At 54.7% G+C, this 15,233-nt stretch carries 15 protein-coding genes; 6 read left to right on the plus strand and 9 right to left on the minus strand.

All coding sequences use genetic code 11. From position 1 onward, the window contains the following. Positions 1–25 precede the first annotated feature (25 nt). The 4 genes from G0Q06_RS13675 to G0Q06_RS13690 all read right to left on the minus strand — a co-directional run bounded on the left by G0Q06_RS13675 (position 26) and on the right by G0Q06_RS13690 (position 5,330). Positions 26–1,465, minus strand: a complete 1,440-nt coding sequence (locus G0Q06_RS13675) for a GAF domain-containing SpoIIE family protein phosphatase (protein WP_163967110.1) — start codon at positions 1,463–1,465, stop codon at positions 26–28. Between the two features lie 13 nt (positions 1,466–1,478). Further along, entirely contained in the window at positions 1,479–1,997 is a 519-nt protein-coding gene (locus G0Q06_RS13680) for an STAS domain-containing protein (RefSeq protein ID WP_163967112.1), read from the minus strand. A 28-nt stretch (positions 1,998–2,025) separates the two neighbouring features. Next, positions 2,026–4,746, minus strand: coding sequence for an aconitate hydratase AcnA (gene acnA / locus G0Q06_RS13685; protein WP_163967113.1), 2,721 nt, complete (start codon positions 4,744–4,746; stop codon positions 2,026–2,028). A gap of 113 nt (positions 4,747–4,859) precedes the next feature. Beyond that, entirely contained in the window at positions 4,860–5,330 is a 471-nt protein-coding gene (locus G0Q06_RS13690; protein ID WP_163967115.1) for a redoxin domain-containing protein, read from the minus strand. 152 nt (positions 5,331–5,482) lie between these two features. Here G0Q06_RS13690 and G0Q06_RS13695 point away from each other — a divergent pair, with 152 nt between their 5' ends. Then, the gene (locus G0Q06_RS13695) at positions 5,483–6,184 is read left to right on the plus strand and encodes a rhomboid family intramembrane serine protease (RefSeq protein WP_163967117.1); all 702 of its coding nucleotides are present in this window, start codon (positions 5,483–5,485) and stop codon (positions 6,182–6,184) included. 14 nt (positions 6,185–6,198) lie between these two features. On the opposite strand, the gene G0Q06_RS13700 is transcribed toward G0Q06_RS13695, so the two are convergent. Next, the gene (locus tag G0Q06_RS13700) at positions 6,199–6,570 is read right to left on the minus strand and encodes a dUTPase (protein WP_163967125.1); all 372 of its coding nucleotides are present in this window, start codon (positions 6,568–6,570) and stop codon (positions 6,199–6,201) included. A gap of 104 nt (positions 6,571–6,674) precedes the next feature. On the opposite strand from G0Q06_RS13700, the gene G0Q06_RS13705 reads away from it, so the two are divergent. The 5 genes from G0Q06_RS13705 to G0Q06_RS13725 all read left to right on the plus strand — a co-directional run bounded on the left by G0Q06_RS13705 (position 6,675) and on the right by G0Q06_RS13725 (position 11,300). Next, entirely contained in the window at positions 6,675–7,355 is a 681-nt protein-coding gene (locus tag G0Q06_RS13705) for a hypothetical protein (protein WP_163967127.1), read from the plus strand. Between the two features lie 11 nt (positions 7,356–7,366). After that, positions 7,367–8,671 (plus strand): UDP-N-acetylglucosamine 1-carboxyvinyltransferase, encoded by a 1,305-nt coding sequence (gene murA / locus G0Q06_RS13710; RefSeq protein WP_163967129.1) that lies wholly within the window; start codon positions 7,367–7,369, stop codon positions 8,669–8,671. Further along, positions 8,664–9,707: a Holliday junction branch migration DNA helicase RuvB gene (gene ruvB / locus G0Q06_RS13715; protein ID WP_163967131.1), complete on the plus strand. Its 1,044-nt coding sequence runs from the start codon at positions 8,664–8,666 to the stop codon at positions 9,705–9,707. The genes murA and ruvB overlap by 8 nt, the downstream gene beginning before the upstream one ends. A 10-nt stretch (positions 9,708–9,717) precedes the next feature. Next, positions 9,718–10,530 carry an ABC transporter ATP-binding protein gene (locus G0Q06_RS13720; protein ID WP_163967133.1) on the plus strand — a complete coding sequence of 271 codons (813 nt, stop codon included), beginning with the start codon at positions 9,718–9,720 and terminating at the stop codon, positions 10,528–10,530. A 71-nt stretch (positions 10,531–10,601) separates the two neighbouring features. After that, positions 10,602–11,300: a hypothetical protein gene (locus tag G0Q06_RS13725; protein ID WP_163967135.1), complete on the plus strand. Its 699-nt coding sequence runs from the start codon at positions 10,602–10,604 to the stop codon at positions 11,298–11,300. A 25-nt stretch (positions 11,301–11,325) separates the two neighbouring features. Here G0Q06_RS13725 and G0Q06_RS13730 read toward each other — a convergent pair whose 3' ends face one another. From G0Q06_RS13730 to G0Q06_RS13745, 4 genes are read right to left on the minus strand one after another with little or no spacing between them, the layout of a single operon-like run. Continuing rightward, positions 11,326–12,081, minus strand: coding sequence for a methyltransferase domain-containing protein (locus G0Q06_RS13730; protein WP_163967137.1), 756 nt, complete (start codon positions 12,079–12,081; stop codon positions 11,326–11,328). Positions 12,082–12,092: 11 nt separating this feature from the next. Then, positions 12,093–13,520: a phytoene desaturase family protein gene (locus G0Q06_RS13735; protein ID WP_163967139.1), complete on the minus strand. Its 1,428-nt coding sequence runs from the start codon at positions 13,518–13,520 to the stop codon at positions 12,093–12,095. Positions 13,521–13,553: 33 nt separating this feature from the next. Continuing rightward, positions 13,554–13,811, minus strand: a complete 258-nt coding sequence (locus G0Q06_RS13740; RefSeq protein WP_163967141.1) for an acyl carrier protein — start codon at positions 13,809–13,811, stop codon at positions 13,554–13,556. A gap of 27 nt (positions 13,812–13,838) precedes the next feature. Next, on the minus strand, positions 13,839–15,089 hold the full coding sequence (locus tag G0Q06_RS13745; protein WP_163967143.1) for a beta-ketoacyl-[acyl-carrier-protein] synthase family protein: 1,251 nt from the start codon (positions 15,087–15,089) through the stop codon (positions 13,839–13,841). Positions 15,090–15,233 lie beyond the last annotated feature (144 nt).

Consider the following 15,233-nt stretch of genomic DNA (forward strand, 5'->3'; position numbering starts at 1 on the left):
CCGTGCCAGCGGTCCCGGGTGGGCATCAAAGGTGTTTCGCAATCACGACCGTGAAATCGTCCACCTGCCCGTCGCCGTCGCCTGAGAACAGGGAAATCCGGTCCAGAATCCCACTGACCAAGTCCTCTGAAGTGCGAGCCCGCAAAGTACTGACCACCTCGGCCAGGCGTGAGTTTCCAAACTCCACCCCTTCCACGTTCACGGCCTCCGTCACACCATCTGTGTAGAGAGCGAGAATATCGCCCTTCTTGAAGGGAATCGTTAAATCCTGGATGGCCATGTCAAAGATCTCATTGGGAACCATTCCAAGGGCCATTCCTTCACTTTGAAGAAATTCATGGGCTACCGGGGCATTATCCGCGGAATGCACGATAATCGGCAGCTCATGTCCGCCCCGGGCAAAGACAATCTCGTCAGCGGCAAGATCAACCACGGCGTAAATGATGGTGACAAACATCTCCGGGCGCGTCTCGCCGACCATGACTTCGTTCAACTCGCTCAAGACTCGGGCTGGCGAATCCATATGCCGGGCAAAATGGCGCAGGTTACTCTGGCAAATAGCCATCAAGAGGCTGGCCGGAATCCCCTTTCCAGAGACATCCGCAATGGCGATGCCCACGCGATTCTCATCAATTGGAAAAATATCATACAAATCACCCCCGACCTTTTGCGCGGGCTTGTAGATGGTGGCCATTTCCAGATTTGGAACTGCTGGAAATTCCTTTGGAAGCAGCATGCTCTGAATCTCGTGCGCCAATCCCAGATCACTGTCCAGTTTGTTCTTTTCAATCTGGGAGGCCATCAAATCCAGATTGTGGATAGCCAGTCCCGCCTGCTCGGCCAGGCTCTGTGCGAGTGAAAAGTCTGTCTCTCCGAATGATCCACCGTCGGAAGGATTGACCATCGCAAGGACCCCGATATTCCGGTCGCGGAAGAGGATCGGAACAACGATGACACTGCGCACTTCCAAGGCCGGATCATCATGCTTGATGATGCGGGGATCCTCCAGGGCGTTTTCAATCAGGATCCCTTTGCCGCTCTGGGCTGCTGTCCCGACAAGCCCCTCGCCTATCTTGAAGACCTCCGACTTGAGGATTTGCTCAATGAACTTGGCCCGCGTGGTGATTTTCACCCGTGAACTGGGCGGCAGGGGACGGTGCGGGGGAAAAAGGCCTTCCACCGAGACACCACGGATCCGATCGCCTTCACACTCGAAAATACAGGCACTGAGCGCACCGGTACTGAGAATGGCCGCGTGCACTACACGCTCAAACAATTCCTGCCGCGTAACGCCCTCCCCGATTGCCTCGACCATGTTATGGACAAAATCGAAAACGATCAATTTTTCCTGCGCAAGCATCTGACGCTGCTCGTCAAGGCGCGTGTTTTCACGACGGGCAGTCCACCAGAAAAACCAGCCAATTCCTGTTCCAAGAGCCAACCCGAAGAAAAAAACCAGCAGCATGTTGAATCCGTTCCTACTGTTCCTCCATCTGGTTCTTCAGGAAGGAAATGACGTCTTGAAACTTTGTTTTGTTCGAGTCGTCAATTTCCACAAGATTCTCATGGGCCTGCAAAACCAGACGGGCGTTCTCGACTTCCGAAAGATGGGACTTGTCCGATTGATCCCCGACCGCCTCAAGTTGTGCATTATCTGCAGCGGTTGCCGCTCCATCATCAAGGATGAGCAGGCGATGCAGCCCAAGGTTACGCACTAGCTCGCTGTTACGCGCACCCAGGCGAGTCAGAACAACCGTGCCTTTGGGTTTCATCTTCATCAGCTTGATTCCCAGTCCGGCAAGGATACCGAGGAATGTGCTGTCCATTCCTGAACATTGCTGGAAATCAATGACAAACCGGGTCTTCCCCTGCTCGACCAGACGATCGAACAAATTCTTGACCGGCCCGCTGTTAATGAAAGAGGCCTTCCCATTGATTTTCACAATAACCGGATCGTCGTAGGGATTGACAAGGAAATGGGGTTCGTCCTGTGACATGGTGATCGGCTCAACGGGAGTAATTAAGCTACTTGGCGTTCTTCAATAGACTCCGTAAAACATAGGGAAGAATACCGCCGTGTCGATAATATTCGACCTCAATACCAGTATCGATGCGCACCAGAAGGGATACTGTATCGACATTCCCGTTACTTCGGACGATCTCAAGATCAACCTCTTGGCCAGGTTTCAAATTATTATCCAGTCCCTTGAGATTAAACACCTCTGATCCATCGAGGGAAAGGGAATCAACATTCTCGCCATCCTTGAATTCAAGGGGAAGCACTCCCATGCCGATCAGGTTGGAACGGTGGATGCGCTCGTAACTCTTTGCCACGACCACCTTGACCCCGAGAAGATTGGTTCCCTTCGCGGCCCAGTCACGACTTGAACCCATTCCATAATCCACTCCACCAAAGACAATCAGTGGCGTGTTCCGCCTGGCATATTCCTGACAGGCGTCAAAGATGTCCACGACTTCACCTTCCGGCATGAGCTTGGTGTAACCACCTTCCTTCCCATCTGCCATTCGGTTCTTAATGCGCACGTTGGCAAAGGTTCCGCGTGTCATGATGCGGTCATTACCACGCCGTGACCCGAAGGAATTAAAATCTTTCCTCTCCACGCCGTGCTCATTCAGGTAACGGCCAGCCGGTCCGGATTCAGGAATATTACCAGCTGGGGAAATGTGGTCGGTTGTCACGGAATCCCCGAGCAGGGCCAGCGGGCGCATCCCCTCGAAGGTTGTGATTGAGCCAACTTCCAAATCAAAGCCATCAAAGAAAGGCGGCTTCTGGATGTAAGTGCTCGAATCCTTCCAGGAATAAATGGCCCCGGTGGAGGATTCGATTTCCTTCCACTCAGGATTGGCATTCAAAATATCGCTGTACTGGCTGGAATACATGGCCGGGCGAATCCCGTCAGCCACAGCCTCCTCAATTTCGCGATGGGTCGGCCAGATATCCTTCAGATAAACGGGATTGCCCTCCGAGTCATTGCCGAGGGATTCCGTATCGAGGTCGATGTCCACACGCCCGGCAAGTGCGTAGGCGACCACCAATGGCGGGGACATGAGGAAATTCGCCTTCACGGCGCTATGGACCCGGGCCTCGAAGTTGCGGTTTCCGCTGAGAACAGATGCTGTCACCAGATTACCTTCCTCGATTGCCGCCTCAACCGGTCCATCGAGGGGTCCGCTGTTACCGATACAGGTCGTGCATCCATAACCCACAAGATTGAAACCAAGCTGGTCAAGATAGCGTTGAAGACCTGTCTTGTTTAAGTATTCGGTCACCACTCGTGAACCCGGTGCGAGGGAGGTCTTTACAATAGGATTGACCTCCAGACCGCGCTCGACGGCTTTCTTTGCCACCAGGCCCGCCCCGATCATAACCGAGGGATTCGAGGTGTTGGTGCAGCTCGTGATGGCGGCAATGACGACTGATCCATGCGAAAGGCCCGAGCGGGTTGCCGTGAGGGTTCCACCGTTGTCAGGCTTTTCAATTTCCACCTCAAGCGAGCGACCACGCTCCCCTGCCTCAACACCGAAGCCGCCCTCAGCAACAGGCATTTCCATCAAGCCATTGAAGACATTCTTCAAGTCAGGCACATCGATGCGGTCCTGCGGACGCTTTGGCCCGGCGACACTCGGAACAATGGTGCCAAGGTCGAGATTCAGCACCTTGCTGTAATCAATCTCACCTTCCTTGGGGATACCAAACATCTTTTGTTCAATATAATAGTCGCGAACCTGCTCGATACTTTCCTCTGAGCGCCCGGTCATGCGCATGTAATTGAGGGTCTTCTCATCGATCGGGAAAAAGCCCATCGTGGCGCCATATTCGGGTGCCATGTTGGCAATAGTGGCCCGGTCCGGCAGTGAGAGGCTCTCGGTCCCCTCACCATAGAATTCCACGAACTTTCCGACCACCTTCTCCGCACGAAGCAACTGGGTAATCCGCAGGGTCAGGTCGGTCGCGGTCACGCCTTCACGCATCGCTCCAGTGAGATTGACACCGATCACTTCCGGGGTCTGGAAAGCAATTGGCTGCCCAAGCATACCTGCCTCGGCCTCAATTCCGCCAACGCCCCAGCCAACAATTCCCAAGCCATTGATCATGGTCGTGTGGGAGTCGGTCCCGACAAGCGTATCCGGGTAATAGACTCCGTTCCGCTCAAAAACCACCTTGGCGAGATATTCGAGATTCACTTGGTGGACAATTCCGATCGCCGGTGGCACCACGGCGAATGTTTCAAAGGCCTGCTGGCCCCATTTGAGAAATTCATACCGCTCACGGTTGCGGCCAAATTCGATCTTCAGGTTGTCGAGGAAGGAGGAGGCCGTCCCTGAACGGTCAACTTGGACCGAGTGGTCCACCACCAGATCCACAGGAACCAGCGGCTCGATCACAGCCGGGTCGCCGCCGACCGACTTGACCGCATCGCGCATCGCCGCGAGATCCACAAGCAATGGAACACCGGTGAAGTCCTGCAGGACGATGCGGCTGACCACAAAGGGAATCTCCTTTGTCCCGGGATTTTTTGCATCGTAGGCAGCAAGGGCACGGACGTCTGCCTCGTGGACGCGCTGTCCGTCACAATTTCTCAAGACAGACTCAAGAACGACCCGGATGCTGATCGGCAAACGGGAAATTGGACCGAGGCCCTGCTCCTCAAGAGCTGGCAGACTGTACAGTTCGCCGGAACGGAAGGGCTTGCGGGCGGAAAATGGATCGCTTGTTACACTCATAGTTACTTTCGACAAAGCCGCCATTTAAGAAAAGGTCGGCCAGCCTTGTCTATATTAAACATGGAAAAGAAAATGCCCGGCTGTCTAGCCGGGCATCTTAAAAGAGGATGAAACTAGCGGAGAACCGCCTGGATCTCGTCAAATGGCGGCAACTGCTTGGGGTCATCGCTTGACCAGCTGTAGGTCACTTTACCATCCTTGCCGACGACAAAAGCGCTGCGCTTGGCCACGCCTTTCAGACCGAGAAGGTCCGCGTAAAGCACATCGTAGGCTGTGGCGACTTCCTTGTTAAAATCTGAAAGCAGCGGAATGGTGATGCCCGTGGACTTGGCAAATGCCTCCTGGGCGAAAGGGCTGTCGACACTGATTGCCCAGACGTCGGCATCCAGATCACTGTATTGATCCAATCCAGCGGAGACCGAACACAATTCCTTCTGGCAGACGCTGGTAAAGGCGAGAGGGAAAAACAGAAGCACGGTCTGCTTCTTTCCTGCATTATCCTTGAGGGAAACGTCGTTGAGCCCGTCGGCAGTCTTCTGCTTCAAGGTAAATTCGGGAGCGATGCTGTTTACTGATATGGCCATTGTTCAATTGATTGATGATGAATAGTTGAAATCAACACTTTGCAAAGCGATTGTCGCAATGCAAACCCCGCGGCGTATTTTTTGAGTAATTTGCCCCATGAACTTACTCCGGAGGGTTGCTTTGTGAAAAAGCTGCCTACACTATATCGTCAATGTCGAATCAGTTTTATCGCGAATCCAACCAGATCCTCCCGCCGGTAATCATGAATCTCCTGATCGCCAACGGGATGTTATTCTTCCTGCAAATGTTCTTCGGCGGACAAAATGGCGGAATGCTTGAGAAATATCTGGCCCTATGGCCGATAGGCATTGACCAGTGGGCCCAGTCCAAGGGATTTCTTGCCGGGGCGAATATCAGTTTTTATCCTTGGCAGATTCTCACCTATGGTTTTCTCCACGGGAATTTTGCCCATATCTTTTTCAACATGCTCGCGCTCTGGATGTTCGGGCGCGAAATTGAACTGCGGTGGGGCTCCAAGCGTTTCCTCACCTATTACCTGACTTGTGTCGTCGGGGCGGGGATTATCCAGCTCACTGTCGCCTCAATCTCACTTAAAAGCGGCGGCAACCCCTACCCCACAATTGGGGCGTCTGGAGGAACCTATGGCATCCTTCTGGCCTTTGGGATGCTCTTCCCGTATCGCCGGATCATGCTTCTCTTCCCGCCAATTCCAATGGAAGCACGCTATTTTGTCATCCTTTTCGGCGGCTTGGAATTGTTTCTGGGTGTCTCAGGATTGCGCACCGGCATCGCGCATTTTGCCCACTTGGGCGGTATGCTCTTCGGGGCCCTCCTCATCCTGTACTGGCGGGGCAAGTTGCCCGTCAAGCCAAAGCACCGGATCTATTGGTAAGCTACCAGTCCCGGTCAAATATGCCGTGAGTCCGATTCGTCCTTGGTGGAGTAACCGCTCTCCTGGCGTTCATGGTTGACTTTGTTCTTCTTGGTGTAGGCATCATAGACATCTTCTGCCGTCATCCCAAGAACCTGGGCCAGCGATACAAGAAAGTGAAAGAGATCCACCACTTCGACTTTTGCATTCTGCTCATCAAATTCCTGGTACTTGGCCCACCATTTCCAGGGAACGGAATCCACCAGCTCTGCCAGCTCCTGCTCCATGGCCCGCGTGTAATTCAAGACCCAACGCGTCTTTTCAGCCTCATCAAGTCCTTCAAGCTCCACGCCAATTCGCCGGTTGAGCGTTGCCTGCATCGAGAATATCTCTTCCAACTTATCCATTCCTAGGTGATGCGATTATCCCGCCTTTAGGGCAAGTTCATATCCTTTTATCTTGCTGGTTGATGGGCTTTTAACCTTCAATCGGTCCAAGACGGAAGACACTCATGCCAGATTTTGAAAATATTGATCAATATGAATCCAAGGGGCCCAAATCGGGTCGCAAACGGATAGTCCCAATTGCCCCGCATTCCATGCAAGCTGTTGATTACAGGCCGGTTAAGCGATCTGGTGAAAAACCAAGGGAGCGCAAGCGCACTGCGCCTTACCAGAAGGTGGATGTGGAGCCAGTTTCCATCCGCCAGATGGAAAAGGAATTCCGTCAGGCTGCCCGTATCGATGCAAAGCGACAGGGGCGATCCGGATTGGCCGGATTACTGAAGGCTCTCCGCGAGTTCCTCTCTTCCCTGTTCGGAAAGAAAAAGAAGAAAAACCGCCGGCCGCGACAACAGCGGGGGCCACGGTCTCGAAATCGTACAAGACGTCCCCAGGGCAAGCGTAAACCCCGTCCAGAGGGAGGAAATCCCAAGGAAGAGGGCAAACCGTCCGGCAAAAGGCCTCGCAAGCGCAGTCGCTCCAACAAGCCAAAACAGGATAACCAGAAACAGGGGCAGGATAGAAACAGGAACAAGCCGGGAGAAGGCAGCAGTGAGCGTAAACCTGACGGAGCCAAGTCCAGGAATCGCTCGAGGGGTCAGCGCCGCGGGAGGCGTTCGCAGGGCAACCGCCAAGGGTCTTCCAGAGATGGACAACCCAAGGACGGCGGACAATCAGGACAGCCAAACTAAGGTTTTCGGAAATGGACGTTTTCCAAATTGAGGGAGGCCACACGCTGAACGGATCTGTCTCCGTGGGTGGGGCTAAAAATGCAGCCCTGCCGATTTTTGCGGCAACACTCCTGACCGGAGAGACATGCCGTATTGAGGCAGTCCCCGACCTGACGGACATCCGCTTCATGGCCAAGATTCTCCGATACCTTGGGGCAAGGGTTGACCAGACCGGACCGCATTCATGGGAGATTGAGGCTAAGGAAGTCCATCATCGGGCTCCCTACGAGCTGGTGCGTCAAATGCGTGCTTCTGTCTGCCTCCTCGGTCCGTTGGTCGGCCGGTTGCGGCGGGCCGAAGTATCCCTGCCAGGCGGTTGTGTCATTGGGCCCCGCCCGATTGATTTGCATTTGAAGGGCTTGAGCCGTCTGGGATGCACCATTGATGTCCGCAACGGTTACGTCGAGGTCGATGGATCCGGGCTGCGTGGGGATTATCTCTATTTGGGAGGCCGACACGGACCCACCGTCACCGGAACGGCCAATATGGTCATGGCAGCTGTGCTTGCCCCCGGAGTGACGAGGATCGAGAGCGCCGCCTGCGAGCCAGAGGTTGTCGATCTCTGCCAGATGCTCGTCAAGATGGGAGCCAAAATCCACGGCATTGGAAGCCACTACCTCAAGATTGAGGGAGTCAAGGAATTGAAGGGATGCCAGCACTCGGTCTTACCCGACCGGATTGAGGCTGGAACGCTTTTGATCGCCGGGGCCATGACACATGGGGAGGTCACCGTTGAAAACGTTGTCCCGGGCCACATGCGCGCACTCCTCGACACACTGGAATCCTGTGGCGTGGAATGTGAAATTTTTCCCGACCAGCGCCAGATTACGGTCAAGAAAAATTCAGGTGAATACAAGCCGGTCGAGATCATTACCCTGCCCCACCCCGGTTTCCCGACTGACTTGCAGGCACAGATGCTCGCCTTGATGAGCCTCACACCCGGTCTCAGCTTCATCACCGAACGCATTTATCCAAACCGTTTCATGCACGTGCCGGAGTTGCTGCGCATGGGAGCGCACATTTCCATGGAAGGTGCTTCTGCCGTCGTCAAAGGCGTCGATCAGCTTTACGGGGCCCCGATTATGGCCTCCGACCTGCGCGCCAGTGCCGCTCTTGTCATTGCCGGGCTTGCCGCACAAGGCACGACCTGGATCCAGCGAATCTACCACCTTGACCGGGGTTACGAATCCCTCGAAAGCAAGCTGAATGCACTCGGGGCAAAGATTAACCGGGTTGATGAATCCTTATTGCCCAGCGAATTACTTGAAGATGCCTGACGCGCCAGAAACTCCGAAAGGCAATGAATTTCTCGAGAAAGCCTTGAATCGCGAAGAGAACCGGGATGCCGCCCTCAGGCCCATCTCCTTCGATGATTTTACCGGACAGCCAAAGACGATTGAGCGCTTGATGATTATGACCGGTGCTTCCCGGAAGCGGGGCGATGTGATGAGCCACGTGCTCCTGAGCGGTCCTCCAGGTCTGGGAAAGACCACCCTCGCCCACATCATCGGGCATGTCATGGAAAAACAGGTTGTCATCACTTCGGGACCCGTGATCGAAAAGCCCGGGGACCTTGCCGGGATGCTCACCAATCTCGAAGAGGGACATATTCTCTTTATTGATGAGATGCACCGCATTCCCAAGACCGTGGAGGAATACCTCTACAGCGCGATGGAGGATTACCGCATCGATATCATGATCGACCAGGGCCCGAATGCCCGGTCAGTCAGTCTGAACCTGCCGCGCTTTACCCTCGTTGGGGCAACCACCCGGATGGGCTTGCTCACCGCCCCTCTACGAAGTCGCTTCACCCTGCAGTCGAGACTCGATTACTACAACCGGGGCGATTTGGTCAAAATCGTCAAGCGGAGTTGCAAACTCCTCGGAGTTCCTGTCAAGGATGATGGGGCAACCGAGATTGCCGGCCGCGCCCGTGGCACACCGCGGATCGCAAATAACTTGATTCACTTTGTCAGGGACTTTGCCGAGGAACGCGGAGACGGCGTGATCACGGCCGATATCGCGGCCAAGGCTCTTTCGTTGCTGGAAATAGACGAACGAGGCCTTGATGAAATGGATAAACGCATTCTGGATGTAATGGCTCGTCACTACAAAGGCGGACCAGTCGGGCTCGGGACAATTGCCGTGGCGGTCGGCGAGGAGCGACACACGCTTGAGGAAGTCCATGAACCCTACCTGATCCAGGAAGGCTACCTCCAGCGCACCCCACAGGGCCGTATCCTGACTGCTGCCGGCTGGGCAATTTCCGGTATCAGCAAAGCCGGGGCGGACCAACTGGACCTGATCGACTAATCCGCTGGAAATGACTTCCGTCGATGCCAGCATCAAGCCCCTGCTCACGGTTGAGAGTCTTTGCGTGCATCTTGGGAGTCCCCGCATCGAGGCCGTTCGTGGTATCGATTTTTCAATACAACCCGGTGAGATAGTCGGCCTTGCCGGGGAGAGTGGAAGCGGGAAATCCGTCACCGCGCTTGCCCTCACGAGATTGCTTCCCGAGAAGGCCGCACCAGCTTACCGGGGCAAAGTGAGTTTTGCAGGCAGCCCGGATAACCTCCTCTCCCTTGGGGAAAGAGCCCTCAGACAGGTCCGGGGATCCGGAATTGGCTATATCTTTCAGGAACCATCAGCGAGCTTCAATCCGGTTTTCAATATCCGTTCACACATGGAGGAAGTTCTCCGACTGCAGAAAGTTCCCTCCCGCCAGTCCAGCCAACGTATTGAACAAGCGTTTGGAGAAGTCGGTATCCCGGCGGATTCCACGCATCTGGAGGCATGGCCGGGTGATTTCAGTGGTGGAATGCTTCAACGCACGGCCATCGCCTGCGCCCTTCTGGCTGAGCCCGGAATTCTCATTGCCGATGAACCCACGACCGCGCTGGACGCTTCGACCCAGAAACGGATTGTCGATTTATTGAAACGGCTCAACCGGGAAAGAAATATGGCCATTCTCTTTATTTCGCACGACCTTGGTTTACTGAAGGACATTGCCTCCAGAATCCTCGTCATGAAAGAAGGGCGTATTGTCGAGGGCGGCCCGGTGGGCAAAGTTCTGACAAGCCCCAAGGATCCGTATACGCGCCAATTGCTGGATTCCCTGCCAAAGTTGCGCCGCTGACCCGCCCGCTGTTTTCCCTTGCGGCCAGTGGTTCAATGAAGTAAAAAGGCGGCTAGGAGAATCTGATATTTATGAAATCACTACCGTTAATTGTTGTCCTTGCAGTTGTGGCCGTCGTGGGCTTTGTCCTCTTTTTCTGGAATCAGGGAAGGCTTGCTGACAAGGAGCAAGCCATGCAGGAGCAGATGGAGTTCCTGCTCAATGAACAGGAGAAAATTGCCGGGCTCGAGGAGTCAATCGCGGCCAAGCAAGCTGAAGCTGAGCGGTTGGCCAAAGAGGCAGTCGAAGCACGGAAAATGGCCGAGGCACAGGCAGAGACAGAACGCCTTGAAAGAGAAAAGATGGTTGCTGAGCTGAATGCCCGCCTGCAAAAGGAGGCTGAGGAACGCCGTCAGGCGGAAGCCGCCCAACTTGAATTGCAGGAAAAGATGGAGTCCCTCCAGCTCGCCCAGAAGGAAGCGCAAGTAGCTTTGGCCGAACTGCAAAAGACCCGTGGCGGGGGAGCCTCATACGCTCCCGAGGAAGAATCCCTGCAGCAGAAACTGATCGAACAGGAAAAGCTCCTTGCTTCACTTGAGGAGGAAAACCAGTCCTTGAAATTGCGCCAGCAAACCCTCACAGAGCAGCAAATGCGCACCGAGGAGGCGATCATGAAAGCTGGTGGGCAGGTGGATATTCCCTACCCGGAAATTCGCTCCCCCAACGTCAAGCGGCGCCAGGCCATTTACTTCAAGGAACGCGTTGCTGGCTCCACTACTCCCGGGGGTTGAGCGAGAGACAACCTGATTCTTTTTCTCAGAGCGGCTTGCGGGCAACCCAGAACCGGCACTCGTCGGAGAATTCCCGTGTACCAATCGGCTCTTTGGCAATTGATGACCGGAGGCTGTCCCATTCGCATTTCCAGCCAGCCTCCTGAAGGGCTTTACGGACTTCTTCCGGAGTGGGCACATGGATATAAAGTTTGCCCAGTTCAGTCTCTTCCCAACGGTCCCCGAATTCCAACAGCTCCGGCTTTTGCTTGCCCTTGTTCCAGCGGTCCTGTTCCTGACGCCAGAATTTCTTAAATCGTGGGTTGTGGCGATCGTGCGTGGTAAAGACAAATGCCCCGCCGGGCCTGATGACGCGGAAAATTTCCGCAAGCGCCTTCTGGCGGGCTTCCCTCCCGGGAATTTGCATGAGGCCATTAAACCCGAAGATGGCGCCGTCAAAGAGCTCGTCCTCGAACTTCAGATGAGTGGCGTCTCCCTGTTGAAAAGCCACCGACAACTCAAGGACAGTTGAAATTCTTCGTGCCTCCTTGACCATTCCTTTGGAGATCTCGATTCCGAGCAGATGCTCAAAGCCCAGTTCGGCCAGCCCGATGGCAATCCGGCCCGTTCCGGTACCCAGTTCAAGGATGCGATCCTTTTGATCAAAAACACGGCGAAAGAGGACTTCCTCTGACTGCCAGAGGCCGATGTTGGCTGTCGCCCGTCGGTAGTGATCCACGACTTCCGGATCCTCATAGTAGGATTTCACCCAACTGGATTCAACTTTTTCAGCGGCGCACATTGCAGAACATTTCAGGTAGTCAGTCCGTAGCGGTTGGCAATGCTAATTCCGCTGAGCATCGCCCCGACAATTCCGAGAAAGCCCTGATCGGTGCCCGCCAGAAAAAGGTTCTCATACTCAGTCTGGCCATTGCGGGACTTTTCGGTCGCACCGTAAACGGCTCCCCCAAAATGGGACGTGAACTTTTCTACTGTGCGCGGAGTGAACATGTCCGTGCAAACAGTCTCTGCCTCGATGACTGAGGATTCAAGGCCCGGAAGAAAGCGCAGGGCACTGTCGACAATCCGCGGATACCAAGCGGCCTTCTCCTGTTGGTAAGTGTCCTCGTCGTAGTCCTTCCAAATGCGGTGATTGGCCAGGCTGGTCACACGTAACAACCCTTCGGGAAGGGCTTCCCCGTCCGGATACAGGTAATTATTGGGCATGCAAATGACACCGCTCCTCAGGTCAATCGGCTCCTGTGACTGCTCATAATGAAACTTCGGGCTGTCATTGAAGAATATGATGGTCTCGTTTGCCCCGAGGGCTGCCGGCGGTTGCGCAAGAACGCTGATCGTTTCCGCAAAGCTTAGACGACCCACCAATTGGCGAACAGCAGGCGCTTCCTCTGACTCGCCACAAAGTACCACTGTCTCAGCTTTCCCGGCAGTGGAAATCACCTGCCTTGCGAAGAGCTGCTCTCCCGTCTCGAGCTCCACGCCCCTCGCCTCTGGACCATCCGTGAGAATCCTGCGCACCCCGCAACGCATGCGCCGCTCCCCGCCAAGCGAGCGGTATTTGTCGAGAAGGGCCCGGATAATGACACGGACGCCTTCAAGGGGGCGCCCGAAGCCCTCCTCGAAAACGGCCCGCCAAAGGGTGACAAATTGATCAAAATCCATGTCCCGCTCGCGGGCACTTCCATAATACATGAGGGGGCAGAAGATCATATCCTCCAAAACCGGATCACTCAGGTACTGCGAAACGACCTTTCGGGCCGATACCACCGGGCGATCAAGATCGAGGGCATCAAACTCCAGGACAGCTGCCCGCAAACGGCGGAATCCGTCAATTTGCCCGGGAAATGCATCCGCCACATCACTCTCAATCAACTCAAAGCCGTTCTGGAAGCGAAGATCCACTCCGGGGAAAGCCACGCGGCTTCCCATCTGTGGATTTAGCTGAAAGGCCTCCCGTGGAATGCGAAGCTGGCGGAAAATCTTTGCCAGCGGGGTTCCCTTTACGCCGGGTGGGACAAAGTTCGTGACCGCATGAAGACCAACGTCGAACTTGCGTCCAGCCTGAAAGTAGAAGCTGTTCAGCCCGCCCGGGGCATTGTGCTTCTCAAGGATAAGGACACGCTTGTCGAACATGGCCAGCCGTATACCGGCAGCCAGACCAGCCATGCCACAGCCAATGATGATGGTGTCGTAGCTTGTCTCGCCCTGGATAGAATCCATCCTTTGGAACCCCGTTCCCGCGGGCGATCAGCGTCAGGCCTGAACCGCCTGGAACTTCGGCGTCAGGTACTCTGCACAACTGTCCAGACTGGCCAGCTGAGGATAATCCTCCTCCGGCACTTCGATTCCATGCTGCTTGCGCAGCTCCATCACGATATCGAGAAAATCCATCGAATCCAGGTCCAGCTGGTCACGCAGCCGTACATCGGGTTTGACGCTGCTCAAATCCTCATCAGGGGCGATTTCGGCAATAATGTCCAAAACCACCTGCTTGCACTCTTCCTTAGTCATATTTTGCGGGGTTGTAGATAATTCAGTCTATTCTGCAAACTTTTTAACGATCAGACAGGAATTAATTCCAAGCATTCCGAAGCTATTGTTCAAAATTGTCGTTATTTCCGGGCGCTTTTCCGGCGTGTTTTTCACAAGATTCGGGAGGGCGCACTCCGGGTCAAGATCATCCACATTAATGGTTGGATGGACCATTCCATCCTCAAATGATGGCAAATTTCCGGCTAATTCGAGGGCTCCAGCTGCTCCCATGGCGTGGCCAATGAAACTTTTTGTGTTGTTGACGCGCGTTTCGGGGCATGTCTCGGCTGGAAAAACCTCCCGGATGGCCTTGCATTCCTGGGCATCACCCTGGGGCGTCGAAGTGGCGTGGGTGTTCACAATATGGATATCCGCCGGTTTCATGCCAGCTTTGGCAAGGGCCGCCTCAATGCACTCCTTTTGCCGCTCACTGTTTGGCAAGACCGCGTCAGTCGCGTCGGAATTGATCTTGTACCCGACAATCTCCCCATAAATCCTGGCACCGCGTTTTTGGGCATCCTCCAAACGCTCCAAAGTGTAAATAGCGCCCCCCTCACTGACCACAATCCCGTTGCGGGCCCGGTCAAATGGACGGCTGGCCTTGTTTGGATCCTCATGCACGGCTAATGCTCCCTGACTTTTAAACCCGGCAAAAATACCAAATGTCCGGATGGATTCACTCACTCCCCCTGCGAGGGCGAAGTCCACCTCGCCCAGGCGAAGCATCTGGCAAGCTTGAATAATGCCGGCATTGCCAGCGGCACAAGCGGCCCCGATCGTGTAGTGGGGTCCCGTGATGCCAAGGTTCAGGGTCACCTCACCAGCCGGATTGTTGGCCACCGTACGGGGATTGTGATGATGGGACCAAAACCGGACATCGTAGTCGTATTGGGAAATATTATAGATTTCATTTTCTGTCTCAACATTGCCGTGCTCAGTCGTCCCGATATAGACTCCCACGCGACTTGTGTCGACCGATTCCCATTCAACCCCGGAATCGGCCACGGCCTCCCGGCTGCAGAAAATGGCTATGCTCCCGGCTCGTGTGCTGTTTCTGAGCTCGCGCCGGGCTTGGTACTTCTTGGCATCAAAATCGCAGACACCGGCATGGACCTGTCCCATGTAGCGCATCTCAATATTGGAGATGCGGGCAACTCCCTGCAGGAGATTTTCGCGAAATTCGGCAAGGGTGTTACCGTTCGGTGCGGTCAATCCGACACCCGTGATGACAATTCGACTGGATTCTGTGGAGGTCATTGAAGCTAAGGGAGGCGCGGAGATTCAGCATCTCCAGCTAAAAATACAGTCTCAAAGGGCAATCTTGAGCATGTCAATGCTAAGGCATTGGACAGAAACCGATTGGCGTCAAACAACCGGGGAAATTAAATCTGGAAAAGGCTT

This window comes from Oceanipulchritudo coccoides (genome assembly GCF_010500615.1).
In the GTDB taxonomy this organism is placed as follows: domain Bacteria; phylum Verrucomicrobiota; class Verrucomicrobiia; order Opitutales; family Oceanipulchritudinaceae; genus Oceanipulchritudo; species Oceanipulchritudo coccoides.

Excerpts from the sequence above, each read along its gene's own strand:
- G0Q06_RS13675 (WP_163967110.1), bottom strand. The coding sequence starts at position 1,465 with ATGCTGCTGGTTTTTTTCTTCGGGTTGGCTCTTGGAACAGGAATTGGC.
- G0Q06_RS13680 (WP_163967112.1), bottom strand. The coding sequence starts at position 1,997 with ATGTCACAGGACGAACCCCATTTCCTTGTCAATCCCTACGACGATCCG.
- acnA (WP_163967113.1), bottom strand. The coding sequence starts at position 4,746 with ATGAGTGTAACAAGCGATCCATTTTCCGCCCGCAAGCCCTTCCGTTCC.
- G0Q06_RS13690 (WP_163967115.1), bottom strand. The coding sequence starts at position 5,330 with ATGGCCATATCAGTAAACAGCATCGCTCCCGAATTTACCTTGAAGCAG.
- G0Q06_RS13695 (WP_163967117.1), top strand. The coding sequence starts at position 5,483 with ATGTCGAATCAGTTTTATCGCGAATCCAACCAGATCCTCCCGCCGGTA.
- G0Q06_RS13700 (WP_163967125.1), bottom strand. The coding sequence starts at position 6,570 with ATGGATAAGTTGGAAGAGATATTCTCGATGCAGGCAACGCTCAACCGG.
- G0Q06_RS13705 (WP_163967127.1), top strand. The coding sequence starts at position 6,675 with ATGCCAGATTTTGAAAATATTGATCAATATGAATCCAAGGGGCCCAAA.
- murA (WP_163967129.1), top strand. The coding sequence starts at position 7,367 with ATGGACGTTTTCCAAATTGAGGGAGGCCACACGCTGAACGGATCTGTC.
- ruvB (WP_163967131.1), top strand. The coding sequence starts at position 8,664 with ATGCCTGACGCGCCAGAAACTCCGAAAGGCAATGAATTTCTCGAGAAA.
- G0Q06_RS13720 (WP_163967133.1), top strand. The coding sequence starts at position 9,718 with ATGACTTCCGTCGATGCCAGCATCAAGCCCCTGCTCACGGTTGAGAGT.
- G0Q06_RS13725 (WP_163967135.1), top strand. The coding sequence starts at position 10,602 with ATGAAATCACTACCGTTAATTGTTGTCCTTGCAGTTGTGGCCGTCGTG.
- G0Q06_RS13730 (WP_163967137.1), bottom strand. The coding sequence starts at position 12,081 with ATGTGCGCCGCTGAAAAAGTTGAATCCAGTTGGGTGAAATCCTACTAT.
- G0Q06_RS13735 (WP_163967139.1), bottom strand. The coding sequence starts at position 13,520 with ATGGATTCTATCCAGGGCGAGACAAGCTACGACACCATCATCATTGGC.
- G0Q06_RS13740 (WP_163967141.1), bottom strand. The coding sequence starts at position 13,811 with ATGACTAAGGAAGAGTGCAAGCAGGTGGTTTTGGACATTATTGCCGAA.
- G0Q06_RS13745 (WP_163967143.1), bottom strand. The coding sequence starts at position 15,089 with ATGACCTCCACAGAATCCAGTCGAATTGTCATCACGGGTGTCGGATTG.